23 protein-coding genes and 2 pseudogenes are annotated in these 26,778 nt (G+C 39.2%); 21 read left to right on the top strand and 4 right to left on the bottom strand.

What is annotated here, in order from left to right; all coding sequences use genetic code 11:
- Positions 1–2: 2 nt before the first annotated feature.
- From MM214_RS03325 to MM214_RS03275, 11 genes are read left to right on the top strand one after another with little or no spacing between them, the layout of a single operon-like run.
- A complete protein-coding gene (locus tag MM214_RS03325) occupies positions 3–335 on the top strand; it encodes a DUF4133 domain-containing protein (RefSeq protein WP_241291957.1) in 333 nt (110 codons plus the stop codon).
- A complete protein-coding gene (locus tag MM214_RS03320; RefSeq protein WP_241291955.1) occupies positions 332–2,815 on the top strand; it encodes a TraG family conjugative transposon ATPase in 2,484 nt (827 codons plus the stop codon). Before MM214_RS03325 ends, MM214_RS03320 begins: the two co-directional genes overlap by 4 nt.
- Positions 2,816–2,834: 19 nt before the next feature.
- Entirely contained in the window at positions 2,835–3,539 is a 705-nt protein-coding gene (locus tag MM214_RS03315) for a conjugal transfer protein TraI (protein ID WP_241291953.1), read from the top strand.
- Positions 3,536–4,189 carry a hypothetical protein gene (locus tag MM214_RS03310; protein ID WP_241291951.1) on the top strand — a complete coding sequence of 218 codons (654 nt, stop codon included), beginning with the start codon at positions 3,536–3,538 and terminating at the stop codon, positions 4,187–4,189. Before MM214_RS03315 ends, MM214_RS03310 begins: the two co-directional genes overlap by 4 nt.
- A gap of 29 nt (positions 4,190–4,218) precedes the next feature.
- Positions 4,219–4,848 (top strand): TerB family tellurite resistance protein, encoded by a 630-nt coding sequence (locus tag MM214_RS03305; RefSeq protein ID WP_241291949.1) that lies wholly within the window; start codon positions 4,219–4,221, stop codon positions 4,846–4,848.
- On the top strand, positions 4,845–5,954 hold the full coding sequence (gene traJ, locus MM214_RS03300; RefSeq protein ID WP_241291947.1) for a conjugative transposon protein TraJ: 1,110 nt from the start codon (positions 4,845–4,847) through the stop codon (positions 5,952–5,954). Before MM214_RS03305 ends, traJ begins: the two co-directional genes overlap by 4 nt.
- Positions 5,955–5,959: 5 nt before the next feature.
- Entirely contained in the window at positions 5,960–6,586 is a 627-nt protein-coding gene (gene traK / locus MM214_RS03295) for a conjugative transposon protein TraK (protein WP_241291945.1), read from the top strand.
- 12 nt (positions 6,587–6,598) lie between these two features.
- A complete protein-coding gene (locus MM214_RS03290) occupies positions 6,599–6,949 on the top strand; it encodes a hypothetical protein (protein ID WP_241291943.1) in 351 nt (116 codons plus the stop codon).
- A 4-nt stretch (positions 6,950–6,953) separates the two neighbouring features.
- The gene (gene traM, locus MM214_RS03285; protein ID WP_241291941.1) at positions 6,954–8,192 is read left to right on the top strand and encodes a conjugative transposon protein TraM; all 1,239 of its coding nucleotides are present in this window, start codon (positions 6,954–6,956) and stop codon (positions 8,190–8,192) included.
- Between the two features lie 4 nt (positions 8,193–8,196).
- On the top strand, positions 8,197–9,021 hold the full coding sequence (traN, locus tag MM214_RS03280; protein ID WP_241291939.1) for a conjugative transposon protein TraN: 825 nt from the start codon (positions 8,197–8,199) through the stop codon (positions 9,019–9,021).
- Between the two features lie 12 nt (positions 9,022–9,033).
- The gene (locus tag MM214_RS03275; protein ID WP_241291937.1) at positions 9,034–9,834 is read left to right on the top strand and encodes a hypothetical protein; all 801 of its coding nucleotides are present in this window, start codon (positions 9,034–9,036) and stop codon (positions 9,832–9,834) included.
- A gap of 105 nt (positions 9,835–9,939) precedes the next feature.
- Here MM214_RS03275 and MM214_RS03270 read toward each other — a convergent pair whose 3' ends face one another.
- Positions 9,940–12,069, bottom strand: a complete 2,130-nt coding sequence (locus MM214_RS03270) for a M48 family metalloprotease (protein WP_241291935.1) — start codon at positions 12,067–12,069, stop codon at positions 9,940–9,942.
- A 318-nt stretch (positions 12,070–12,387) separates the two neighbouring features.
- Here MM214_RS03270 and MM214_RS03265 point away from each other — a divergent pair, with 318 nt between their 5' ends.
- Positions 12,388–12,858, top strand: coding sequence for a JAB domain-containing protein (locus MM214_RS03265; RefSeq protein ID WP_241291934.1), 471 nt, complete (start codon positions 12,388–12,390; stop codon positions 12,856–12,858).
- A 183-nt stretch (positions 12,859–13,041) separates the two neighbouring features.
- Here the strand turns inward: MM214_RS03265 and MM214_RS03260 are convergent, their stop codons facing one another.
- Positions 13,042–13,515: a hypothetical protein gene (locus MM214_RS03260; RefSeq protein WP_241291932.1), complete on the bottom strand. Its 474-nt coding sequence runs from the start codon at positions 13,513–13,515 to the stop codon at positions 13,042–13,044.
- Between the two features lie 103 nt (positions 13,516–13,618).
- Here MM214_RS03260 and MM214_RS03255 point away from each other — a divergent pair, with 103 nt between their 5' ends.
- From MM214_RS03255 to MM214_RS03245, 4 genes and pseudogenes are all read left to right on the top strand, one after another.
- Complete coding sequence (locus MM214_RS03255; RefSeq protein ID WP_241291930.1) at positions 13,619–14,605, top strand: type IV toxin-antitoxin system AbiEi family antitoxin; 987 nt, start codon at positions 13,619–13,621, stop codon at positions 14,603–14,605.
- Positions 14,580–14,717 (top strand): hypothetical protein, encoded by a 138-nt coding sequence (locus MM214_RS03250; RefSeq protein ID WP_241291927.1) that lies wholly within the window; start codon positions 14,580–14,582, stop codon positions 14,715–14,717. The genes MM214_RS03255 and MM214_RS03250 overlap by 26 nt, the downstream gene beginning before the upstream one ends.
- Before the next feature lie 179 nt (positions 14,718–14,896).
- A pseudogene (locus MM214_RS19110) lies at positions 14,897–15,076 on the top strand (JAB domain-containing protein); the annotation flags it as partial.
- Positions 15,077–15,568: 492 nt separating this feature from the next.
- On the top strand, positions 15,569–18,013 hold the full coding sequence (locus MM214_RS03245) for an ABC transporter permease (RefSeq protein WP_241291925.1): 2,445 nt from the start codon (positions 15,569–15,571) through the stop codon (positions 18,011–18,013).
- A gap of 173 nt (positions 18,014–18,186) precedes the next feature.
- On the opposite strand, the pseudogene MM214_RS03240 reads toward MM214_RS03245, so the two are convergent.
- Both MM214_RS03240 and MM214_RS03235 read right to left on the bottom strand, forming a co-directional pair.
- Positions 18,187–18,417, bottom strand: a pseudogene (locus MM214_RS03240) (DUF4180 domain-containing protein); the annotation flags it as partial.
- 573 nt (positions 18,418–18,990) lie between these two features.
- On the bottom strand, positions 18,991–19,884 hold the full coding sequence (locus MM214_RS03235; protein WP_241291924.1) for a LysR family transcriptional regulator: 894 nt from the start codon (positions 19,882–19,884) through the stop codon (positions 18,991–18,993).
- A gap of 95 nt (positions 19,885–19,979) precedes the next feature.
- On the opposite strand from MM214_RS03235, the gene MM214_RS03230 reads away from it, so the two are divergent.
- The 5 genes from MM214_RS03230 (at position 19,980) to MM214_RS03210 (ending at position 26,778) form a co-directional block, all read left to right on the top strand.
- The gene (locus tag MM214_RS03230) at positions 19,980–20,687 is read left to right on the top strand and encodes a class I SAM-dependent methyltransferase (protein WP_241291922.1); all 708 of its coding nucleotides are present in this window, start codon (positions 19,980–19,982) and stop codon (positions 20,685–20,687) included.
- A 639-nt stretch (positions 20,688–21,326) separates the two neighbouring features.
- Entirely contained in the window at positions 21,327–21,773 is a 447-nt protein-coding gene (locus MM214_RS03225; RefSeq protein WP_241291919.1) for a hypothetical protein, read from the top strand.
- 145 nt (positions 21,774–21,918) lie between these two features.
- Complete coding sequence (locus MM214_RS03220; protein WP_241291917.1) at positions 21,919–22,545, top strand: RNA polymerase sigma-70 factor; 627 nt, start codon at positions 21,919–21,921, stop codon at positions 22,543–22,545.
- A gap of 76 nt (positions 22,546–22,621) precedes the next feature.
- On the top strand, positions 22,622–23,602 hold the full coding sequence (locus MM214_RS03215; RefSeq protein ID WP_241291915.1) for a FecR family protein: 981 nt from the start codon (positions 22,622–22,624) through the stop codon (positions 23,600–23,602).
- Between the two features lie 128 nt (positions 23,603–23,730).
- Entirely contained in the window at positions 23,731–26,778 is a 3,048-nt protein-coding gene (locus MM214_RS03210; protein ID WP_241291913.1) for a TonB-dependent receptor, read from the top strand.

Below are 26,778 nucleotides of genomic sequence, written 5' to 3'. Positions count from 1 at the left end.
CCATGAGCAAGTCATATCCAATCATTAAGGGCGTAAATAGACCACTGGAGTTCAAGGGCTTCCAAGCCCAGTATGTCGCATACCTGGGCATTGGATTGCTCTTGGATCTTGCCCTTTTTACCTGTCTGTATTTCATCGGCATACCCATGTTGCTCAATGCAGGGATTTGCATTGCCCTGATCATGGGTATCTATCAAAAGGTTTTTAAACTCAACAAAACCTTTGGCCAACATGGCTTGATGAAGCAACTCGCTGCAAAGCAAATACCCATGGCTTTGAAAATTAGAGATAGGAATTACCTCAAATCACTAAGAAGCATCAACAAATCATCATGATCAGTCAAAAAGAAAGCAGGGAAATGGAAGCGCTATTTCCCATCTATGCAGTAGCACAAGACCTGATTATTTCTAAGCAGGCAGACCTAACGGCCTGTTTTAGCTTATCGCTGCCAGAAGTGTTTACCCTTGGGCAAGCCCAACATGATGCCATCCAAGAAGCTTTTGTAAAGGCGATCAAGCTCCTGCCAAGTGGGTACATCTTTCACAAGCAAGATTGGTTTACCCACTTTAGCTATAAAGCATCTTTGGCAGAGCAAAGCAACTTTTTGGATAATGCCAGTGAATTGTTTTTTCATGAAAGGCCAGGACTCAAACACCGATCCCTGCTTATGCTGACCAAAAGAAATCCTGAAGCCAAACTACTGGACTCTTCCTTGTCAAACCTGTTGAGGAAAAACCTTATCCCAAAAGAGCTGGCCATGCCTTCCGCTGTGGAAGAATTGGAAACGGTAATTGGTCAATGCTGTCAACTCTTGGAAGATGCAGGGATTGGCATCCAAAGGATAGGTGGTGAAGCACTTACTGCTGAGCAAAGTCCCATAGAGGCCGTACTGAACCTTAACCAAAACAAAGGCTCAAGCATGATCGCTGACTTGCAGTTTTATCCTGATTGGAACATTGCTGGAAAGTATCCTATCATGTTCTCCATTGCTGATTCCCAACTGCTTCCCAATCAAATTGCCAGCAGTGCTACCCATGAGGCTTACAGTACAGACAACAGCAATTTCATAGTAGGATATACCGCTCCTATTGCCAGTCTTTTACCTTGCAGCCATTGTTTCAATCAATACCTATTTGTCCAAGATAGGCTGGAAATGATGAAGCAATTGGAGGCCAAAAGATTGCGCCTATTTTCCCTGTCTGCCTATAGCAGAGAGAATGCCCTGGCAGCCGATGATATCCAAGCCTACTTGAACCATGCCATCAAAGCAGGTAGCACACCCGTAAAAGCCCATTTTAACCTGATCTGCTGGACCAGTGATAAAAGCAAGGTCCCCCAACTGCGTAACCTTGCCGCAGCAGCCCTGTCTAAAATGGACGTTTTACCTAAACTAGAAAGCATTGGTGCACCGCAATTGTATTGGGCATCCATGCCAGGCAATGAGGCAGCATTCCCCATGAATGAATCCTTTGTGACTTTTGCTGAACCTGCCAGCTGTTTGCTGATCACCGAAACACAATACAAAGCTCCTGCAGGCAGGTTCGGCGTGCGCTTAGGAGATAGAATTACAGGCTTTCCCATCCAAGTAGACCTTTCGGATGAACCCATCAAGAAGGGATGGATCACCAATAGGAATAAATTTATCCTTGGCCCTTCAGGGTCTGGCAAAAGCTTTTTTACCAACCACATGATCAGGAGCTACTACCAACAAGGCGCACATGTGGTGTTGGTCGATGTGGGACATTCCTACAAGGGGCTTTGTGACTTGGTGGGAGGCTTCTACTTTACCTATCAAGAAGACAAACCCATCAATTTCAATCCATTTTTTCTGGCTGGACAACAGTTGGACACCGAAAAGAAGGAAAGCTTGAAAACACTCTTGTTGGCACTTTGGAAAAAGGATGATGAGCTGTTTACCAGAAGTGAATACGTAGCCATTTCCAATGCCTTGAAATCTTATTATGATTACTTGGCTAAGCAGCCTTCAGTCTTCCCCTGCTTTGATACTTTTTATGAGTTCCTGCTAGAAGAGTTTGCTTTACAACTAGCCAATGAGAAAGTACATAACAAGGACTTTGACTTGAATAACTTCTTGTATGTGCTCAAGCCTTACTACAAAGGAGGAGAGTTTGATTACTTGCTCAATGCCAAGGAAAACCTGGATTTATTGAAACAACCCTTCATTGTCTTTGAGCTGGATAACATCAAGGATCACCCTATCCTTTTTCCTGTGGTGACTTTGATCATCATGGAAATCTTTATCTCTAAAATGAGAAAGCTCAAAGGCATTAGAAAGATCATCCTCATTGAAGAGGCTTGGAAGGCCATTGCCAAGGAAGGCATGGCTGAATACATCAAGTACCTCTTTAAGACCGTTCGGAAATTCTTTGGAGAGGCCATTGTCGTAACCCAAGAAGTGGATGACATCATCAGTTCCCCAGTAGTCAAAGACGCCATCATCAACAATTCTGATTGTAAAATCCTGCTGGATCAAGCCAAATACCAAAACAAGTTCCAACAGATCCAAACCCTTTTAGGCCTAACAGACAAAGAACGCATGCAGATCTTATCAATCAACAAGGCCAATGAACCGGGGAAGAAATACAAGGAGGTATTCATTGGACTTGGCCCAGTGAGTAAGGTGTATAGGACTGAGGTGAGCCTAGAAGAATACCTGACCTACAGCACCGAAGAAAGTGAGAAGCATAAGCTAGACACCTTGACGGCCCAATATGCAGGGGATCGTGAAAAAGCCATCCAGCAAATGGCTTTGGACTTGAGGCATGAGGCAGATAAGAAACAAAGCCATGGATAACCCTAAAAACTAAAGCGACATGAAAATCAACCCAAACTTGCGACAGTATGTCCTGTCCAAAACTTTATGCTTGCTGTTACTCAGCTTGATGGTTTGCGCTGAACCCAAGCCAGCTCAGGCAGCTCCCCTAGTGATTGCCGAAGTGATCAAGCAGGGAATCAAAAGGGTCATCATAGCGGTAGACCTTAGGATCCAACGCTTACAGAATGAAAGCATATGGCTTCAAAACACCCAGAAAACCATAGAAAATGCACTTTCCAAATTGCGCTTGGAAGAAATAGCGGATTGGACTAATAGACAGCAAACCCTTTATCAGGATTATTATCAAGGGTTGTGGCGGGTTAAATCCATTATTTCCCAATACCAAAGGCTTAAGGACATTGCCCAAACACAGGCTGCTTTGGTTGGTGCCTATCAAGATACTTGGCGCTTGCTGTCAAGCTCGGGGAATTTCACGCCACAAGAACTTAACCGCAAGCAACAAATCTATGGTGGTATCCTTGAGGAATCCATCAAACACTTAGACCAATTGGCCTTCTTGATGAAAGACCAACTCAGCAACATGGGAGATGCTTCAAGGCTTGAACAGATTCACCAATTGGGCTTGGCCATACAGCTCAATTACGATGAACTCAGAAGATACAATAGGCACAACCTGTTGATCAGCCAATACAGAAACAACCTGAGAAAGGAACACCAGACCCTGCAAAACTTACAACCATGAGGACCTATTTGATGCTTACATTGCTTTGCTTGTTATGCCTGTCTTTGCCTTCAGGCAATAACCTATGGGCACAGAATGCCAATGAATGGCTGAGGCCTAAACGTACGCAACGAAATTACCTGATAACCCAAATTGCAGCTTTGCAACTCTATGGTAATGCTTTGAAAAGAGGCTATGATACCTTTCAGGCTGGAAGTGGACTCATCAGGGATGTGAAAGCAGGAGAATTTAGCTTGCACAACCAGCAACTTCAGACCCTACTGGGCTTTAGTCCTCGATTAAGCCCTTTGGCAAATGCCACAGCCTTCACGACCACCTACCTTTCCCTAAGCCAGCAAATCAACAGGGCAAGGCAAAGCCTTACAGGCATGTCCCTTAAAACTTCCGATCACTTGGTATTGGTGGAAGTCTATGCAGGCATGCTTGAAAAGGTATTGGCTAATGCTTCCCAAATGGAAATATTGCTGAGGAACAATGCATTTCAGATGAACGAGGCGGAAAGGGTCGAAGCCTTTGTGGCCCTGGAAGCGGAACTTCAAGACATCAGGGAAGACCTGGTGGCATTGAACAACATGCTCTCCTTCTATGCTGCCTATGGATCAGCCATTCGACGTGAAAATCAAGTCATTCAAAACATCCTAAACAAATGAAATTCAAATGAAATTCAAATGAAACTCAAATGAAACTCACAACAACCTTACTGCTCTGTATCATCTTGTGCTGTGGCAAGAGCTTTAAGCTGCAAGCACAAGATCAAGAGGTGGTACAATTGCTCCTCAACGTAGAGAAATTGGAGCAATTCCGTGGCATCTACCGCAACATGCTCAGTGGCTATCAGGTATTGACCCAAGGCTATAATAGTATCAGAGACTTAAGCCAAGGCAATTTCAGTTTGCACAAAGCATTTATGGATGGCCTAAGTCAAGTGAATCCTCAGGTAAGAAACTACCGCAAGGTGGGAGACATTGTCCAACTCCAGTCAGCCATTGTACAGACTTACAGGAGAAGCTTTCAAGATTTTGCTTCCACGGGGGTCTACAGCATGCAGGAACTGGATTACCTCTCGGCAGTATATCAAAACCTGTTTAGACTTTCCCTCAGGAACCTCGATGAGGTGATCCAAATCATCACTGCGGGAAATTTGACCATGTCAGACAAAGAAAGGCTTCAGGCCATTGATAAAATACATGCTGAAACACAGTCCATGTTTCGATTCCTGCTGACTTTCAATACTGACATCAAAGTATTGGGGCATAAGCGCAATACCCAAAAGGCTTCACTCAGCACCTTAGAACAGCTTCAACCATGATAAGACAAATGTACATGCGTATTGCAAGGAGGGTGATCCTAAGGCGAAAATATTTGCTTTCATGCTTTCTATGGCTGCTTTGCGGGCTCATGCCATTGGCAAGTTATGGACAGCACAGCACTACCGAGATGGGCAGTTTCCATCAGGTATTGGATGGGCTGTACCTGGAGATGATCCCGCTAAGCAGCCAGTTGATTGGAGTTTCAAGGGCCATAGCTGGATTTGCAGCCATATTCTATATTGGTTCAAGGGTCTGGAAACACATCGCTCAAGCCGAACCGGTGGATTTTTATCCTTTGTTGCGCCCTTTTGTCATGGGCATGCTGATCCTACTTTTCCCTGCTGTACTTGTCCTCATCAATGGGGTCATGAACCCAGTCATTCAAGTGACTGAGCACATGGTCAAAGACACCAACCTGACCGTTTCCAAATTGTTGGAAGAAAAAAAGCGCATTCAGGACGAAGGTTTTTATGGGGAACTGTATGGAACCTCCAGCCAGGTGGATGAAAGTGAACTTTGGTTTAAATACGCCAACCCAGAACAGGAAGAACCTGTGAGTGAAGGCGGTTTTTGGAATTCAATAAGCGCAGGGTTTCGCATGAGCATGGAAAGGGCTGCCTATGAGTTTCAATCCTCTATCAAAAGATGGATGAGCGAGGTGTTGCAAGTCTTGTTCATGGCGGCTTCCTTGGCCATCAATACCATCAGGACTTTCTACTTGATCGTACTTTCTATCCTGGGACCTTTGGTTTTTGGTCTGTCTGTCTTCGATGGTTTCCAGCAAACCTTGCAGCATTGGATAGCCAAGTACATCAATGTCTTTATGTGGTTGCCCATAGCCAATATCTTCGGAGCCATCATTTCTAAAATACAAGAAAACATGCTCAGGATAGACCTTGCCCAAATCGGCAATGAGGGGAAGACCTTCTTTTCTCAAGCAGATACCGCCTACCTCATCTTCTTGGTCATCGCCATCATCGGCTATTTCACCGTGCCTTCTGTAGCCAATTACATCATCAACCCTGGAGGAAGGGATAGCCTCCTACACAAGGCAACAGCCATGGCCATAGGTGCTCCTTTGCTAGTCAAAAAACTGATCAAGTAAGCCTTATGTACAAGCCTATCAAACAATTGGGAAACATCAATTCAGCTTTCAGCATGGTAAAAAGTGTTGCCATAGTTACCTGTATCGGAGCTTTTATGATGACTGTCCTTATTTATTTTCTGCACCGCTATGAGGTCCATAAAATCAATCAACAGGTCTATATCATGGCCCATGATCAGGTCTTTCAGGCCATTGCCAGCAACAGGGATGCGCAGCTTCAGGTAGAGGCTAAAAACCATGTACGCATGTTTCACCATTACTTCTTTAGCTTTTCCCCAGATGAGGAATACATCCACAAACAAATGAAAAGGGCATTTTACTTAGCAGATCAGTCTGCTAAAAAGGCCTATGATAACCTCCAAGAGAAAGGCTTCTACAACCAGGTATTGGCAGGGAATGTCTCCCAAGAAATAGAGATGGATTCCTTAAAACTTGAAATGGACAGCCACCCATACCATTTCACCTATTATGGAAAGCAGAAAATTGTCAGAACCACTTCTGAAGTGCTTCGCCTCCTGGTGACCCAAGGGAAACTTAGAGCGGTTAACAGGTCTGAAAATAACCCGCATGGTTTCCTGATCGAACACTGGGAAACCATTAACAATCAAGACATCAAGGTCAGCAAAAGATAATCATTTCAGGCAATGGAAAACAAGGGGATCATAGATTGGAAAAACTGGATAGGAATAGGTTCTGGCACTTCAAGCGATCTTGCTTGCTTTCAGAAGGTTATCGGACTTGCTGGATTAACTGAACCTGCTGGAATTGACAAAGGTGTTGAGTGCTTGTTTAAAGCGCAAACGGAAGAATCAAGCTTAAGCTTGCTGCTATTGGCTTCTTTAGGGCTTTGCCTTTTGGTGTATGCGCATCAAACTCCCGCTGTTTTACCAACTTATCCCCCCACTTATGCCATACCAATGCAGATTCAAATCCATGGTGAAAGGCCTTGGGTAGATACTACCATGATTTATACGATGTACAACCATAAACAATAGAACGATGGAAAATCAACAAATGAAAAATTACAAACTATTTCTCTTGGGCTTGCCCATCATTGTCATTCCCATGATGCTGCTGGCCATGCCATTCCTTCATGGGGGACAGCTGCTAGCTGAAGATCCCTCCTCCGGCATCAACAGTTCCCTACCAGATGTCATCTTGGAAGAGACCCCATTGAATAAATGGTCTACCTATGACTTGGATCAGCTCCAAAAGCGAAAAGTCAAGGAAGAAAAAAGATTAGACCCTTATGCAGATTTCCTTCAAGAGGAATTAGAAGTAGAAGACCTCCATCCTACCGACCTGCTTGAGACCAATAGGCCATTGAAAGCACAAGAAGAGCAGCTCCAAGAAAAACTTCAGCACATCATCGCCTTGACCAGTCAAGAGGACTTGTATCAAATGCCTAAGTTTCCTCGGCAAGCAACACCAAGCCTTGCCCCTAGCCTAGGCAAAGTTCAATCTCAAGTTCAATCCCATAATCAGCAAGAAATGAGCGCAGAAATTGATCGCCTGGAATATTTGATGCAAAGCATGCAACAAAGCCTCCAAGAGCCTGATCCTGAACTCAGGCAATTGGAAGTGTTGATGGATAAAGTACTGGCTTTACAATATCCTGATCGCTATTTGCCAGAGGTAGCTGCTGCGCCTAGTAGAGAAATATTGCCCGTTTTTGCAGCCAAGCAGGTAAAGCCTGAGAATCACCTGCCTGACAGGGATGTTGAGCAGGAACAAAATGGATTTTTTGGCTTGAGCAGTGAAGTGATCATGGAAGTGCCCATCCCCGCAGCCTTTCCAGCTGTGGTAGCTGAAGACAAACAGATTGTAACTGGAAGTAGCCTCATGCTTCAACTTTCTGAAGACCTGGAAATCAATGGCATTCAACTTCAACAAGGGACTCAGGTACATGGGATTTGTCAACTGGACGGTGAAAGACTCAAGATTCAAATTGAACACATCAGGCATGAAAACTACCTTATTCCTGTCAAAATGGAAGTGTACAGCCTAGATGCCCTGCCAGGCATAGCCATCCCCGGTGCCATTGGTCGGGAAGCCAGTAAGGAAGGGATGGCTCAGGGCATTCAAGGGTATAATCCCATTCAAGCAGGCTTGGGCTTAGAAGCACAATTGGCAGCTACAGGCGTGGAAACAGCAAGAGGCTTTTTGGGCAAAAAGACCAAGCTTAAGAAAGTGAATGTCAAGCATGGTCACCCTATCCTACTCGTTGACAAAGCATAAGCCCATGAGAAAACTAACGATAAAATTGAGCTGTTTGCTTCTCATTTCCTTTTGGACTTGTAAAGGCTTGTGGGCACAGGAGCAACCTTTCCCATTAGAAGTAACTTGGGATAAAACGACCGTGCTCGTATTTCCTGGAGAAGTGATTTCCATAGATCGTGGAAGTAGGGCCTTGCTGGCTCAAAAAGATGAGGTTGCTGGAAATGTACTCAAACTCAAAGGTGGTGTACGGTACTTTCCAGTCACCAACCTGCATGTGATTACTGACAAGGGTGTGCTCTACCAGTTTGAGGTTCGCTATGCTGATAGGCCTTTAAAGACAACCCACCACATGCTGGAAGCTGGACGGGCAAACCTCCTCTTGAACAATGAACATAACAAAGTAAGCTTTCACTATGCCGTTCATCAGATCATCGGAAACAAAGTAAAAGTCGAGAAAAGGGTAAATAAATACCAAATGCGGATGTCACTGCTAGGAATTTACCAGCAAGAAGGCATGATCTATTTTCACTTAGGACTGGAGAACAACGCTCCCTTGCCTTTTGAAATCAAGGAGCTGACAGCTACGATCAAAGACAAAAAGCAGGTCAAAAGAACCAGCAGCCAAACAACACCATTGGAGCATACCTACAACTATTTTGAAAATGGCAAGCAAGTCATTTCCCAAAAGCCTAAAGTAGTCATACTGGCATTTCCCCAGTTTACCATTGCTGACAAAAAACAATTGCACCTTCAGCTCAATGAAAAACATGGGGACAGAACACTCACCTTAAAGCTTAAAGGCAAGCATGTGCTCAAAGCTAAACGCTTAGCCGATGTTCAACTGTAAACAAATACCATCATGGATCAAGAAAATTTAGAATACCTCAAAGAGCGGTTAAAGTACGCTGGTTTTGAAGACAAACTCAATACAGCCTTGGAAAACCAAATCAAAAAAGGAGAAACGGCCTTTGAATTGCCGATTCGAATGAATTTTGAAGAGAAAAACATGGATTTCAACCTTCATTTCAACCAATCCAGTCAGAATGAACGGTTTTTCTTCAATAAAATGGATGTAATATTACACAATCCAAACCCTTCCATTCCCTACAAGGAGCACACCTTTTACCAAAATCAAGGGGTAACGGCCAAAGAAGCCTTTAACCTGATCGAAGGAAGAGCCGTAGAGAAAAGTTTACTAAATGCAGAAAATGAGCCTTACAAAGCTTGGCTCCAACTTGACCTGTCGGTGAAAGAGGAAAATGGCAATTTTAAGCTTAACCAATACCATGAAAACTATGGTTTTGACCTTAAAAAGGTTCTCCATGAGTTGCCCATAAAAGAGCTGCATGATGAAAACAAAATGGAATGGATGCTCAAAGCCGTGGCTAAGGGAAATGTCTATCCAGTAACCATGGAAAAGGATGGCAAAGAAGAGATCATGTTTATTGAGGCCAATCCCAAGTTTAAAGCAGTGAATGTTTATGACAGTCAAATGAGGACGGTAAAGACCAATACACTCAAACTTGATCAAGCAGGAAACGACTTGGAAGATTCAAAAAAAAAAGTGTTAAACAAGCAGGAAATGCGAGACAATAAGGTAGCACCTAAACTTCCTACTACACCTAGAGCCCCTAAAGCAAGCAAGGGTAGAAAGGTTTAATGGATGGAATGCGGATTATTTGATGTTGTGGAATCTCCTTGGTTTTTGACCAAGGAGATTTTTTTGTTTTGCTTTGGAGGATAGCCTTTGCATTTGATACTAAAATCAGTTAAACCTTTCCTTAGCCTCCTGCGCTGTGATGCTTGATGCCTTTTCATCGATATGGACAACCAGGTTATTATCAAGCAAACTGGCTTGGAAGATCAAAAGGTTTTTCTTGAGCAAGAAATACTTCCTTGAAAGTAAATAGTAGTAATTGTTTATCGCCCCATACAGGATGTTCAATGGCTTGTCAATGTAAGAGGTCCCATTAAAGTAAGTGAGTTCTTTTGACGTGTATTCCAAAAACACTTGCGCTATTTCAGCGTCTATCTCCGAACCGTACATACTTTCTGGTTTTAACATGTCTGTGATTTCTGCCTTTAGCTTACTTTCTTGACATTTGAGCTTATTGAGGTTAAACTTGATGTCTTCTACAGGGGTTTTGTAACTAATGAATTGGATGCCATCGCAAAGTTTATTATAGAGATCTATCTTATGCTCATAGGCCTGCTCAAAATTGTTAAGCTCATTATAGCAGCTTTCCCAAAGCGCTGTTTTTTCTTGCCTTTTAGAGCACTCCTGAAAGTAGAAAAAGATCGCTAAATCATTGGCTTGTACTTGTTGATTGATCTCCTCCAATTGCTTTTTTAGCGCAGGAATCAGTTTATTGATTTCTTTCTTCTTGTACTTTTTCCCATCATAGTCAAAAGTCTTGATTGGTGATTTGCCAAAATAGATTTTATTGAGAAAATCAATGTCGTTTTCCAAGGCAATTGCAGTATAGACAAGGTCAACTTTTTCATCTGAAAAGTAGACTTCAGCGTTGCTTGCTGGGTCTACGGTAGGTTTGATCTCTTCATTTGGAGCGCTTATGGGATTCTTATTGTCATAATAACCATTGAAGACTTTTGGAAATGAGTTGCTTTCAATATCAGCTTTATAATCATTAATAAAATCTGCTGTGCTTTGAGTTACCACTTCTCCTTCATAAGGGATAGGGTCAAAGATCAGGTGGGTCAAGCCTACCTGTGTCTTTTCAATGTCTTGGAATAAGGTAGTGGCCAAAGGTTCTTCAACCTGATCGACATGGAGGCTGGTTTTTTCCAATCTCTTCAACCTGTCCTCAGTACTCGGATGAGAAGACCATTGGTCTTCTACAGTTAATTTTGATTTGTTGAATTTGGATTGCTCTGTAAGGGAAACTTGAGGTAGCCCATTCTTACAAGGGATTTGATTGAACTCACTCAGGAAGGAAAGTACGGCAGCTTGATCCCCATAAATGTTACCTGATTTTATATTATGCTTAACTTTGTTATCATAATAGTTAAGCGTAGAGGTGAAGGCATGATCTGATAATGGAATTCTTAGCAAGGAAGTCTTCATGGGCGCTATACCCGTAATGTGCGCTGCTATTTCGTCTGCATGAAACTCCATTTCCCTTGATAGACCCATGTAGTTTTTATTGACAACCTCATACACCTGTTTTAATATCCATTGGATGCCAAGGATTATCTTGACTGCCAATGAAGCTGAAAGGGCAAAAAAGCCACTGATGTTTGCCCACTTTTCAATTAAGTTACTGTAAGATGTATTGTCTTCAACTAAATTAAAGATTACCTGATTGACGTGATAGACATAACTCCCCACCTTCATGCTTCTTTGAGAAAAATGTCCAAATTCATGCGCAATAATTCCTTTCAATTCAGCAACACTGACTGAATTAATTAGCCCCATACCTAATTGGAGGTTCTTCTTGATGGGGAAAAACATGCTCCAAAAACTGGAATCATAGAACACAGCTGCATTCACCTCATTGGACAGGTATACTTTCTTTGGAAAATCAGTTCCTATTGCTGTCACTATTTCTTCAATGAGACCAAAGAGCATGGGTTCCTCTTCTTTGGTGATTTCAACTAAATACGATCTATCAATTTTGTGAGATTTGACAATAAACTTGAGCAGGAACATTAAAATAAGGACACCAAAACTCGCTAAGGCTATCCCAATGGCAATGGTGATAAAAGTTGGCTTGGCAGCGATGATATAGAAGCCACCTATAATGCATAAGGCTGTCAAGGCCACAGCTAAAGTCAGCAGCAATAAGTAAACAAAAATAAATAATGCGATGGCATAAATGGCCTTGGTGGTTTGAATCTTAAACCCTGAGGAAACTTTGATGTCTTTAATTTTCATAAAAACTAAATGAAGATTTGATGTTGAAATTCATTTGATGTTGAAAGAAATCCAATCCTCTGATTAAGATACATTTCAAGGAAACTAATGTATTAAATAGTTTTTAGATTTAAAGAGCAGTCGATTCAAAATATTTCTTTTTTAGCATTCCATTACAGTACAAATTTAGCCTTTTGCCTGCTGTAGCGCCCAAGAGCTTCCGGCATAAACAGGTGCCCTCCCTCCTAGCCCTTCATTTATTCCTTTGCCTCTTGGTCTTGATGGGCAAAAAGGCTGATGCCGCACCATAATCAAATGTTAAACTTAAATGAACATGTTATGGAAAAGGTAATCAGGAATTTTCAAGACAATCAAGTGGCAGAAATTAAACTATCTTACAGCCACATGGTAAAACCTTCTTTAAGGCCTACGATCAATAGTTCGGAAGATGCCAGTAAGCTATTAAGAGAGAACTGGGATGAAGATAATCTTGGGTTTGTAGAAGAATTCAAGGTGATGCTTTTGAGCAGGTGTAACAAGGTGATCGGGATCTGTAATATTGCTAAAGGTGGTACAACCTGTGTAACTGTAGACTTAAAACTGTTAATGGCAGCTGCGATCAAAGGTGTTGCGATGGGAATAATTCTAGCACATAACCATCCAAGTGGAAATTTGAAAAGCTCAGAACAGGATAAAAAGTTGACCACAAAGATCAAAGAGGCCTGCAAAATCTTTGACATAACTGTATTGGATCATATCATCCTGACAGAGGAAAGCTACTATTCATTTGCAGACGAGGGGTTGATATGACCTCTCTTTTTGGTCACACCTTAATAAAATAGATCAACTTCCCTAATCCTTTCACCTTGTAAAGGTATGTATTCCCCTAGTTTGTGAAAGATTCAGAGGAATATTAAGTATTTCAATTACAAGCCTTTAACTCTTCATTTATAAAATATTTTTGGTTTATTTGATAACAGTTTAATTATCTTTCTAGGCCATTACTGCAACTATATTGAGCGCATTTTTCCCCAATTCAACATCTCCTATTATCTTGACATTGTCAATTACTTGTTCGGGTTTCCAACTCTTTGAAAATAACTTCCAAGCTGTATCAGGGGAAATCACCACCTTTGATGATGGAATAAGGTTATTACGCTTATCCAATGCCCAACCCTCTTCTTTTTTTTTAATACTCCAAACTCCGCCTATTTCAGTTGTAACTTCAATTGATACCACCGTTTCATTTTCTGCTTGTACTTGGGTAAATGTGTATGGAAAAGCATGCATTAGTATATCAATAAATGGATAAAATAACGCTTTGGTCATGATTCCTTGTTTACCAACCACATCCCTAATTTGTTGTTGATGCAAAAATTTTTCGGTGTACTCTCTTGCGATGTGAAACCAGTTTGGAGAAGTTTCTTGTCCTGCCCAGGCTACCGAAAAAACTGCGTCATCGGACAAGTTAAGCGATTTTAAATGGGCTGTAATTAGTGAATTTAAATAAAAACAATTTGTTCATTTAATTTATTTGTTCACGTAACGTGAACGTATTATATTTGTGAACATGAAGACTGAGGAAATCATTGAACATACCTTACTAAACATAATTCCATTGCTACAAAGTGAAGGCAATTGGGAACCGCATGCACAAAAGGAGCTGGATGCTTATATCACCCTACATTTTCCAGATGGAGATATTCAATTCGATGCGGAAGTAAAGCAGGAAGTGAGGGAGAATATCTTGAGAACTATACAGGATTTGAATAGGACGTACCCGAACTTTCTATTGGTAGCATACAGAATCTATCCCAAATACCGTCTCTTATTTCAGGAAATGGGGATCAATTATCTGGAAGCAAATGGTAACGCCTTTATCCGTAAAAATGAAAAATTGATCTTAATTGATAAGTTTCCTACCATCAAAGATAAACGTGAAGAGACCAACCGAGCTTTCACCAAAACAGGTTTACGGGTTTTATTCCAATTGTTGGTAGACAATAAGAATTTGAATACCAATCAGCGAGAGCTGGCCGAACAGGCAGGGGTTGCGCTGGGAAATATACCCTTGGTACTCAAAGGTCTCAAGACAGCAGGATTACTGGTGAATAAAAACAAATTTGGTTATCAATGGACCAATAAAGAAGAGGCAATAGAACAGTGGATCAATGGATATAGAACTAACCTCAAACCTACCTTATTTCAAGGGAAATACAGGTTGCCTAAAGACAAGAACTGGAGAGAAATCAATCTACCAAATGAAAAAACCAGATGGGGCGGAGAGCCTGGAGCGGATTTGTTGACCAATTACCTAAGGCCTGAAAAGTTTATCTTATTCACAGATTTGAGAAAAAATGAATTTATAAAAGATACCAGACTAATGCCTGATCCAAATGGTGAAATCGAGGTGTATGAAACCTTCTGGGAAACTAGAAATGAAAAGGAAGGATGTGCTCCACCGCTTTTGGTCTATGCAGATCTGATTATAAATGGAGATAAAAGAAGTATCGAAACAGCGGAGATAATTTATGACAGATTTATCCAAGAGTTATAAAGAATTAGGCATTGACCATTTCAAAGAAGTATTTGATTTACTTGACGAACCTGTTGATTATACTTTATCCCTACTACAATCATTTTTGACTGGAGTAGAAGAAAGAATTTAAATAGTCAAATATAGTAACTCAGCAAAGTCCTTGTGTTGAACAGCTGGAAGCTTAGACAATTTAGGGCCATAGGTCTGCATTATCTCAATAAAAGGCATAAGCTGTGTAAATATTAATTTAAATCTGTAATAGCAATTGCGTTTATAGGAAACTGTGTTCGGTTGTAACTTGCATATAACCAACCATCTGAGCACTTGAATAGCTCAGAGATAGACAGGAAACTAACAGCTAGGCTGAAAGTAGCTTGTAAACGCTTTGAAACAAGCCTGCTAGATCATATTATCCTGATAGCTGAAATATTATTCATTTGCAGACAAGGGGTTGATATGAGCACTTTTTTTTGGACATTTTGGCAATGATTTTGGATTGGGTTGTTGGGTGGAGTTTTTGGGACTAGGTGAAGCTTTTGTGGTTGGTACTGCTTGTCGTAGGTAAAGAATTATTATCGATTTAGGTTATGTAAGACGATATCAATTAAATTTCTTCTTCCTTCCAATTACAAAGTTTACGATCAATTAGAGTCGTTAAATTTTCCTGTAATTATCATTTAACTGAAATAGTCCGTTCACGGTCGTTTTTGTTCGGAAATGATTAGTATAAAGCCTAGAAATTTGGTTTTCAAGACCAGTATGCGCATTTCTTTTAGGCATAGAACTGGTATCTGATTTTATATAGATGTCCAGCAAAGTCATGAAACTATCTTAGACCAATGTATTTTAATCATACTAGAATTAAAATTGGCTACGTGTTCAAGAATTTGATCAAGGGAATATTTATAAAGGCATACACTTTTGTTGCTTTCATTTGTGAAGGTTACTCCAACAACTGTCATTCATTCAGACTAATATAATATGTTTAAGAATTATTTCAAGATAGCAATCCGCAACCTATCCAAGCACAAACTTCATACTTCCATCAATCTGATTGGGTTAACACTCGGGTTAGGCATTAGTATTCTCATACTCTTTTTTATACAGTTTGAGCAGAGCTTTGATAAATTCCACACCCAAAGCGATCGCATTTTTAGGCTAGAAAGTCATGAAAAAAATGAGGATGGCATGAGTGTAAGTTATGCTACACCTGTGATTGCTGCGCCTACTTTTCTTGAGGAATTCCCCCAAGTAGATAAGGTTACTAGAATGATAGGTGGGGGTGCCCAAACTTATCTTGATGAATCCACTATCCAATTCCAGTCATTCTTGATGGTAAGTCCTGAATTCTTAGAGATTTTTGATTTCAAACTTGTAAAGGGAGATGCCAAGCAGGTGCTGAAGGATAAGTTTGGAGCAGTCATCACGCAGAAGACTGCAAAAAAATACTTTGGAGATACCAACCCCATGGGACAAAATATCAGAATGCTTATGGGAGATGACTTTGAAGAATATCGAATAGTAGGTCTATTGGAAGATATCCCAGCCAACTCAAGTATACAGTTTGAAGTTTTGATTAATGATCAAAATATGGATTATTCAATAAGCAAGAATAGTCAAGAATCTTGGTACAATGTTTACGGAGAAACCTACCTAATGCTAAATGATCCCGATGCTAAAATTGCTGTAGAAGCGGGGGTAGAGGCAATGATGAAAAAAGCCCTAGGGGAGAATTATGTTTCTGGGGATTACTATTTCATCTTAGATCCGATTTCAGACATGCATTTACTAGACAAGGATAATACAGGCATGATAGAAACTACCAAGCCCCAACTTCTTTGGATTTTGGCTGGTATTGCTTTCATGATTTTAATCATTGCCAGTATCAATTTTACAACTATGGCAATTGGGAGGTCGATTAGCAGAGCAAAAGAAGTAGGTGTTAGAAAAACCATGGGAGCTGCATTTGGTCAGTTGGTATTTCAATTTCTGACTGAAGCATTACTGATTACTTTGTTTTCTTTGACTCTTGGGTTGATCCTTGCAGAAATACTCCTACCAATCTTCAACTCCCTATTTGAAAAAGAGCTTCAATTGGTCTATGGATTTGGGCAGGTCATGATTCTGCTAGGCCTGGTTATAGGGATAACCTCGATAGCTGGTGCCTACCCTGCCCTATTTATGTCTAGCTTGAGACCAATAAAGGTACTGAAAGGCAACCTTTCAGTCAAGTTTGGGAAACAAGGATTAAGAAAAGGGCTCGTGGCTTTCCAGTTTTTTATTTCTTTTTTATTGGTCGCTTCCACATTGATCATGGTGAATCAGATGAATGCCATCAAAAATCACGATCTAGGATTCGACCAAGAGATGGTAATCCTTGTGGAAGTTCCTGATGCTCCCTCCACCAGTTTCGTGAAATCAATCACCGAGAGCTTCGCCAAAGCAGAAACCTACCGCCAGGCTTTAGCTGGCAGGTCGGAAGTAAATGCTGCTGGTATCACCATTTCTACTTATGGAGATAGGGCATTTTGGGATGGTGGATTCTCTCTAGAAGATGGAAAGCAGTTTAACTTTCGAATAAATTTTATCGGAGGTGACTATTTGAAAACAATGGGAATGGAAATCATAGAAGGAAGGGATTTCAATCCAGAAGCCAGTGCAGATAGTAGCGCATTTATCATCAATGAAACATTTGCTAAAGCTATGAATTGGGACGATCCTTTGGGTGAAACCATCCCAAACAACAGGTTCAACGCCCACCAAATTGTAGGTGTGGTCAAAGATTTTCACCACAACTCCCTATATGGTCAAATAGAACCAGTCATTTTGGCTAAAAGTCCATCAACCTTGCTAAGTGGTGTAAACATGTTAATGATCAGTTCTGCCACAAATCCAAAAATTGTCGTGAAAGGAAATGGAAGTGACATCAAGCAGTTTCAGTCAATCCTTAAAGAAGAATGGGAGCGAATTTATCCCATGGATGCATTTAATTTTAGCTTCTTGGATGAGACCGTCGCAGAACAGTACAAGGCAGATGAGCGACTTGGGAAAATGATTACTCTGGCAGCAAGTATAGCCATCATGATCGCCGCAATGGGCCTGTTTGCCATGGCAGCATTGGCTATAACTGGACGTACCAAAGAGATTGGTATCAGAAAAGTACTTGGTGCTTCAAGTTGGAGTATCTCTTGGATGATCAACAGAGAGTTTTTAATGATTACTTTGATAGGGGTTTTTGTTGCCTTACCGCTAAGCTTCTACCTTATGCAAGGATGGATTAATCAATTTGCAGTAAAAAACTGGCCATCTTGGATCAATTTCTGTCTTTTAGTAATTGGAGGAATCTTATTCACCGCACTGATCGTGTCTAGCCAATCGTATAGAGCAACCCAATTGAATCCAGTCAAAACACTCAAAGATGAATAAAGATTAAGTAACCTTTAAATCATTGTATCATAAACCATTAACCAAAGCTTACGCACAGTAATACATCTGTCTATTCAGCAATAATAAAAATTCCATCAAAGAAAGGTTAGAAATTCACTTAAATTCCATTTTACCTCTAGCCATCATTAAAAATCAAGGCTGGGGGTAAATTGTTATCTTAGTTTTTCTAATGCTTCATCTGTTGAGGAGAGAAAGCCAATTTGCTTTCCTTTGTTGCTTTCAAAAATAAACTTCTTTAAGCTCGTGCTATCGTATTTTGAAAAATCTCCAACAATAGTTAATGGAAATTTATATTGTGAGAATTTTTGAAGTACTTCTCCGACAATGCCTGTTTTAAGATCAAAAAATGATGGTGTAATATTTTCTTCATGGATAATGACTACATCAAAACCTTGATATTACAGGTCCCCCATTAAATCTAAACCATCTTCCACATTGCTAATTAGTATTGTCTCCGAAAGAACCTCAGCAACCTTTTTGTGATCGATATTATGGGTTTTTATTATCATTTGAACTTAGTTTATCAAAACTAAAGAATATACAGGTTTTTCTGAAATGAAAATCCAATTAATCTTAACATCTCTTTACTTCCTTTGAAATTGAGCTGTTTGTCTGGAATTTACAATATTCTAGTAAGTGAATGAGATCATTATTTTTGCTGTCCATAAAGATTCCATTTATTAAATTTCAAATCTATGCTTTCATTCAGTTTTTAATGTCTCTGTTTCAGCTTTTCCGACATGAAAATCAGTCATTTGATTCTAGCTCAAATATCTCATTAACCGTTTTTTCAAACACCGCAGAAATCTTTAAAGACAAAACAGTGGAAGGCACATATTTTCCTAACTCCATGGCATTGATGGTTTGTCTGGTCACTTTAGCTAATAGAATTAAAAATTAAATCAATGAATCGGGTTATATCATCCAAGACATCCTGCATTGATTATGCTGATTTTCTAACCGAAAGTACTTATTCGTAAGTTTTTTAAAAATTGAATCGCATTTTTGGTGATAGAAGAATTTTCACTTTTGGGTGATGAAAGCAGTACATCAGAAAAAAGTTTTACAGATTTCAATTCTATAAAATCCAATTCGTTATAAATATTATTCTTGATTGAATTGGTAGGTAAGATTGATGCGCCCAATCCTTCTTTAACAAGCTGTAAGATAGATGATACATTGTTTGATTCATGGACAATTTGAGGAGCAAAACCAAACTTTGAACAGATTTGAAGCAATGTTTCGTAGTATGAAGGAGCGTAACTTTTATTATAAAAAATAAATCGTTCGTTACTTAATTGTCCTACATCATTTTCAGTCTTTATCTTAATTGAATTTTTATTAAAGACAATAGCATAACTATCTTGAAACCACAGTTCAGACATTAGTTTTGGTGATTTTAAAGGACCTCTTAGAATCCCCAAATCTAGCTTACCTTGTTCTAAAGCTACTATTTGCTTTATAGAAGGTACTTCATAAAGCCGAAAATTAACAAAAGGATATTCTTCTGATAAATATTTAATGAGATCTGAAATATGCCTTGAAAAAGTGGAGCTTATATAACCAATTCTAAATTCTCCATTGAGATTATCTCCAACTTTTTTTGTTCTTTGACTAACTGATTCTAAGGTTAATAAAATTTCTTTAACCTCCTTCTGGAAATATTTACCAGCTTCTGTCAATTCCACTCGTTTATTATTCCTGTTAAACAAACGAGTTCCAATTTCATCTTCCAATTCCTTTATTTGCCTACTTAAAGGAGGTTGAGAAATAAATAATTTTTCTGAAGCTCTTACAAAGCTAAGTTCTTCAGCCACCATCAAAAAATATTTTAAGTGCCTTAATTCCATGTATACTTATTAGGTATTGATAATTGACAAATTAAGTATTTTTAGGTCATATGTCAAAAACTTAACTTTGTTGAGGACATATAAAAAATTCAATTATGAAAAAATCTACAACGGAAGAAATTAGAGAACGCTTTGACAATGATGTAGAAAGATTCTCAAACCTTGACACGGGTCAAATTTCTACAATAGATGCAAAAATATCATTGGAGTTGATAACAGAGGCATCTAGAAGAATTGTTCCTAACGCCAAGAACTTATTGGATATAGGATGCGGTGCGGGAAATTATTCTATTAAAATGCTGTCTAAAATCAAAAACCTAAACTGTACTTTAGTCGATTTAAGCAAACCAATGCTTGATAAAGCTTTTGAGAGGGTATCTCAAATGACAAAAAATAAAGTAATCACTTTGCAAGGTGACATTAGAGAAGTTGAGCTAAAGGAAAATCACTATGATATAATTTTGGCTGGAGCAGTATTGCACCATTTGAGAGATGACGATGATTGGAAGAATACATTTGAGAAAATTTTCAAGTTACTTAAGGTTGGGGGTTGCTTAATGATTTCTGATCTAATTACCCAAGACACAGCGTTGGTAAACGAATATATTTGGGAAAGGTATGGGGATTATTTGGAAGGTTTGAATGGTAAGGAATATCGTCAAAAAGTGCTAGATTATGTGGCAAAGGAAGATTCTCCAAGGTCAATGAATTATCAATTGAATTTATTGAAACAAGTGGGTTTCAGAAAAGTAGAAATTTTGCATAAGAACATGTGCTTTGGGGCATTTGGTGGAATAAAATAAATAAACGGTAACCACAAAAAGCGACTTACTAAACTGGCAGCAATTATTAGCAACTATAAACGAAACGTCTATTGAATACGGCAACACTTGAAGAAAAGTTCAAAGTGGGTATTAGGATAATATATCAAGACTCAAGTACCCTGAAACAAGAAGGAGTTCTAATAATTACAGAAGAAGTAAAAAATTATTTAATTATGGAGGGTTAAAAAGTTCCGCCCATAAGTTTCACTGAAGCACAAGCAAATACTTTAATTATTGCAGAACAATTGGTCTTTCAAAACAAAAGCACCTCAATTATTAAAGATGATGCCGAAGCCTTTAAAAAAGTATAAGTGGTCTTAAAACACAGCATTCAAGACAGAGCGAACTTTCATTCAGAGAGAGTACGATTTGACCAGAACAATTAAAGGGAAAGAAATAGTAGTCAATTATCTAATTAAATATTTATGCTTCGATATACTATTCTTAAATTTTGAATAAATTGCATTAAAAACACGAAGATAGTAATGGCTAATAACCCCTGATTATAAGCCTGTACATGATAAGAAATTCATTTTTTATCAGGACTTTTCTTCCTTTGCATTTTCAATATGTTTAATAAAATGTGATTTTATAAAAGCGGTCATAATACCAAGTCTGATGAATTTTAAAGAAGTATTTCATAAAATCAGTTATTTGCAATACCCCTTGATGTTAATTGCAGTTTATTTTGCTTTTAGCCCATATATTTTGGGTTTAGATGCACTTAAGGCAAACCCTGGATTAATTTTCCAACAATTAAACACTTCTTTGATCTTTATGGGGCTTGGAATAAGTTTTTCTTCACTTCAAGACACTACCAAAACACAAAACAAATTCTCCAAAGATATTTGGGAAAACCCTAAGAAAGGAAAAGTTACAATCATACTGATGGCCATGTTTATACTCTTAATTTTAATAATAGGATTAGGAGGATACTTGATTGCTGATGATGGGGCTTTAAAGAACTTATCAATTGGGTTTATCGTGCTAGGCTTAGGCATGTTTGGTTTTTTAAAGGCTGCTATAGAAATGTTCGAAAACCATAGAAAAGATAAAAATTTATAATTCACCATTGAGTAGTAAATCAAACTGTTTCATTTAATTTTTTAATTTAAATCACTAATGGCCGACTTGAGTCATACACTAGTGATTCTTAATATTTTGATAAAATCCAGCTGTTGTTCCAGATAAATTAAAACAGTAGCATTGTATGGTCATTTCACTTAAAATGATGAAAAATTTACAAGATGAAAGCTTAGTTGAACTAATTAAGCAATCCAACCACCTGGCTTTTCAAGCATTTTATCAAAGACACTGGGAACAGTTGTACCTGAAGGCTTATGCTATTTTAGGGCATACGCAAATGGCTGAAGATATCATCCAAGACATCTTCTTAGACATTTGGAAAAACCGAGAGCGGATTGAAATTGACAAACCCATTCAATACCTTTCCACTTGTGTCAAAAATAGTGTATTTAAAGTCCTCCAAAAGCAAAAGGTGAAACAAAAGCATTTGGATACACTCAATACACTTGAATTACTTGTTCAAGCAGCATCAACCTTAGATAGCAATGAAATCGAACAAGCTATCATGAAGCATTTAGATCAAATGCCTGACCGCTGTAAAGAAATCTTCATCTTAAGCAGGTTTGAAAATTTGAGTAATAAAGAAATCGCTGAAAAGTTAGGGTTAAGCGCCAAGACAGTAGAAAATCAAATTTACAGGGCTTTGAAATCGCTCAAAACCTTGATGCCCCAGTTACTCAGCATGTACTTCCTGTTAATTTTCGAAGAAGTCTTCATGACCAGTATTTCACCAGTATTACCTTTCTGTTAATTCACCTTACTTGATACTTTTTGAATGAGTGATTTGAGGCTTTAATTGATCCTATAAGCAATCAGGTCTTACTCATATGAATCAAAGAAATATTTTCCACCAATACCTCAACAATTTACTTTCTCCAGAGAAGAAAAGGTTACTCGATGATTTTTTTGAAATAGAAACAAGTAAAATTAATCAATGGAATGAGCATCAAATGGGTAATAAGGAAGATGTTTCCGATAAAATCTGGTCAAAAATTTCCAAGAAGGCACATTTAGCAAAACCTAGAAAAAGGACTCTTAGCCCTTCTTTAGAAGTTGCCGCTGCAATACTAATCTTAATTTTTGCTGGGCTATTTTTATTGTTAAAATCACACGACCAGACTTCAACCAATCCTATTCCATGGCAAACTTACCAAACTGTTCCTAGCCAAAAATCTACGATCAATCTGCCTGATGGTAGCATCGTAATCCTAAATGCTGGAAGCAGCCTTTCCCACCCTATAGACTTCAAGGGAGACATTAGGCAGGTAACCTTAAAAGGAGAAGCATTTTTCAAAGTGGCACCTGATAAGGACAAACCATTTATTGTAAGCTGCAAAGATTTTAGTACCCAGGTATTGGGGACTTCTTTTCACATCACCACCTTCCCGGAAGATGGTGCGATGATAACTGTCCACGAAGGGAAAGTTCTTGTGCAACAGGCTACTAATAACATTACCGGTAAGGGTTCAGAACTTATTTTATATGCCAATGAAGCCGCTAAATCTAATGTAGAACTTGGGAAGCTAATCAGGAAAGATGCCAAGTTAGTCGAAAGTATTGCTTGGATAAATGGAGAAGTATATATGAATGATATGTCTATTGGAGAATTAACTGAAGTTCTGGCTCGCATGCATGGCGTGGTATTCACTTTTGAAACTCCAACACTTCGAGATTGTCATATCTCAGGGAAACTTGGAAAAATGTCCATCAGGCAAGCTATGGAAGTTATCAGCAGCACCATGTCTTTAGAATACACCATCCACAAACGTCGGATTCATTTCAGTGGCAAGCCATGCCTTATACCTTAAAATATTGCCTATGTAAAAACAAAGTACCGATCTCACCTTAAAAAAACCCGAGTGTGTTGGCCCACACCCGGATTCTGGATCATGTAAGATCCTATTTACTTAAGTTAATTAAATAAGCTTTCAAAAATATGATATTATTTACAAAACTCACAAAACGTATAGTTTTACTTTGCTTGATTTATATGAATTTGCTGATGGCACAAAGCACAAGCCATGCGCAAGTTCTTAATAATTACACCGCTTTGCTAGACAAATCTATCTCTTACCAAACGAGTAATGAACCCTTAGAAAACATCATCAGAACCATCACCGACCAGCTTTCTATTGGATTCTCTTATGATAATTCCATCAAAGCAAAAATGCGACAACCTGTCGCCATATCCTCTGGTGAAAGAAAAGTGAAAAATTTGCTTGAAGAAGTGCTCATCCCTAAAGGACTTACATTTCAAGTTATTTCAAATCAATTGATCATTTCAGAGGCAAAACAAGTGCATAGCAAAACATCCAAAGGTAACATTGCCGGAACCCTCTTGGGTATGCCTGAAAACATCCCCTTAGGGTTTGTCATTATCCATTTACCTGAAAGGAGGATTAGTGTTTTAACGAAAGAGGATGGAAGCTTCTATATTGGTGATATAGAAACTGGTAACGTAACCTTACAAATCAACTGCTTAGGTTATGAATCCTTGAGCATCTCTTACATGATAAATGCAGGTGACAACTTACCTTTAAGCATTCACCTTGATTCTAAATTAAGCGAATTAGAAGGTGTCACCATCAGTGGTATTCGTCTTGGGGAGGTCAAAGCCCTCAACCAAATGCAAAATGCTGAAAATATAAAGTATGTCATGTCCCAGGAGCAAATAGAGCGTTTCCCTGATTTGACTGTAGGTGAATCCCTACAAAGGGTTCCAGGAGTTGCTGTGGATTATAGTTACGGTATTCCCAGAAACGTAATTATAAGAGGCCTTGGGCAAGGCTTGAGTAGTGTGACCATGAATGGAAACAGGTTGCCTTCAACTGGTGCAGGGAGTAGAACTACTGACTTGAATGGTATCCTAGCAAACTCCATAGAAAGTATTGAAGTAATCAAAACATTGACCCCAGACCGGGATGCTGATGGTACTGGAGGGGCTGTCAATATTGTCACCAAGTCTCCCAAGTTAGACGAAAAAATGATTGATGCCAAGTTAGCTGGAGGCTACAATGGGCTACTGAGCAGAGGAACTTACGATATGGGCTTGACTTATGGGGAAAGGAAAAACAAATGGAGCTATCTTTTGGCTGCCAGCTATGCTAGAAATTGGAGAGCCGAAGACCGAGTAGATAAAAGTTACAGCAATTTCACCCTTGATGGAGAAAATAAGATATTGCTCAGCAACCTTGATTTAGATGGATACGAAATTAAAAGGGACAACCTGGCATTGAATGGTGAACTGAAGTATTATGCTTCAGAACGTTCTACCTTCTACTTGAGAAGTTCCTATAACAAGTATTACGAAATCCAAAATAGACTGGAGAGAATATTTAATATCAGATCTTATGAAAATGAAACACAACTTAGAGATGTTAGGATAACACAATCTGGAAACTGGAGAGATTACCATAGGGATTTACTTCAAATCTCCATCGGCGGACTACAGTTCCTTCAGGACTGGAGGTTAGATTATGATTTAACCTACTCCTTAGGTAAGTATGACCAACCTATCTATTACAGTGCTGGATTTGTAAGAAATGGTCTTCAAGGCACCCTAGACCTTAGCAACCCTCAAGCACCTCAATTCAACTTTGTTCAAGAGAATCCTTTTGACCCTAGTCAGTACACTACCAACAGGTATGTTAACAGACATGATTCTTCTATGGATAAAGATGGTCAATACAGCATAAATCTACTGAATTCCATTGATTTAGGTCAGATAAAAGGTAATGTTAAGTTTGGCAGTAGAGGGAAATACAAGTACAATGACAGGTTTAGAAATTATTTCCAGCATGATTTAATCACGGGTAATTTTGTGCTTTCTGATTTCTTATCAAGTTACAGAAAAGATGATCATTACTTAGGAGCCTATGAAATGTACAATTTTCCAGAAGCAAAAGCTTTAGAAAGCTTCTACCAAGAAAATCCAGGGCTATTCAGGGTAAATGACACTTACACCAGGCAAAACACAGACCCAGACTCTTTTACTGGTCACGAATACCTCTTGGCTTTTTATGCCATGTCAGAGCTAAATTATAAAAGCTTGAAAGTAATTACAGGCTTGCGCTACGAAGGAACTGGCTTCAAGTACAATGGGAATCAAGTAAACTTTGATGACCGAGGCGAATATGTAAGTACTTTCCCTATCAATACCAACCAAAGTTTTGATGGATTATTCCCCTCATTAAACCTTAAGTATGCCCTCACTCCACACACCAATATTCGCGGTGCCATTACAAGGTCGTTGGCCAGACCAAGCTATTACGACTTGGTGCCTTGGGAAGAGGTAGAGACCAATAGACAACGAATCTCTATGGGAAATCCTAATCTTACTCAAGCCACAGCGGTCAACTATGACTTATTATTCGAGCATTACTTCAGGTCTGTGGGTTTATTATCGGGAGGGGTATTCCAGAAAAACTTGAGAAACTACATTTTCAGCACTTCATTTACCCAAGAAGGAGGCAATTACGATGGCTACCTTGTAAGGCAAACAGTCAATGGAGCGGATGCCCTTACCCGAGGTTTTGAACTGGCATGGCAGCAGCAATTGACATTTCTACCTGGATTTTGGAATGGTTTCGGTGTTTACACGAATTTCACTTATGTCTATAGCAAATTTGAAGTTCCTGGTGTGAATTCCACCCGAACAGTGAGCTTACCTGAAATGAGACCTCATGTAGGAAATGTATCCCTATCTTATGAAAAATATGGATTTTCAGGTCGCTTATCCATGTATTTCTATGGGACATTTACTTCTGAACTCAGTGAAGATCCGAATAATGACCTGTTAGAGCAGGGCAGAAAGCAATTAGACTTTTCTGCATCACAAAGGCTTACAGATAGACTAAGCATATTTGTGGGGGTCAACAACCTCACTAACCAGCCTATCTCAGATATTTTCAGGGATGGTAGACCTCAGAATGACGCCTATTACAGCAGGTGGGGAAATATAGGACTAAGATTCAAAACATATTAA

Source organism: Belliella kenyensis, assembly GCF_022549675.1.
Classification (GTDB): Bacteria; Bacteroidota; Bacteroidia; order Cytophagales; family Cyclobacteriaceae; genus Belliella; species Belliella kenyensis.
The sequence above is the reverse complement of the archived record's forward strand: the minus strand, read 5'-3'. Positions and strand labels throughout refer to the sequence as shown.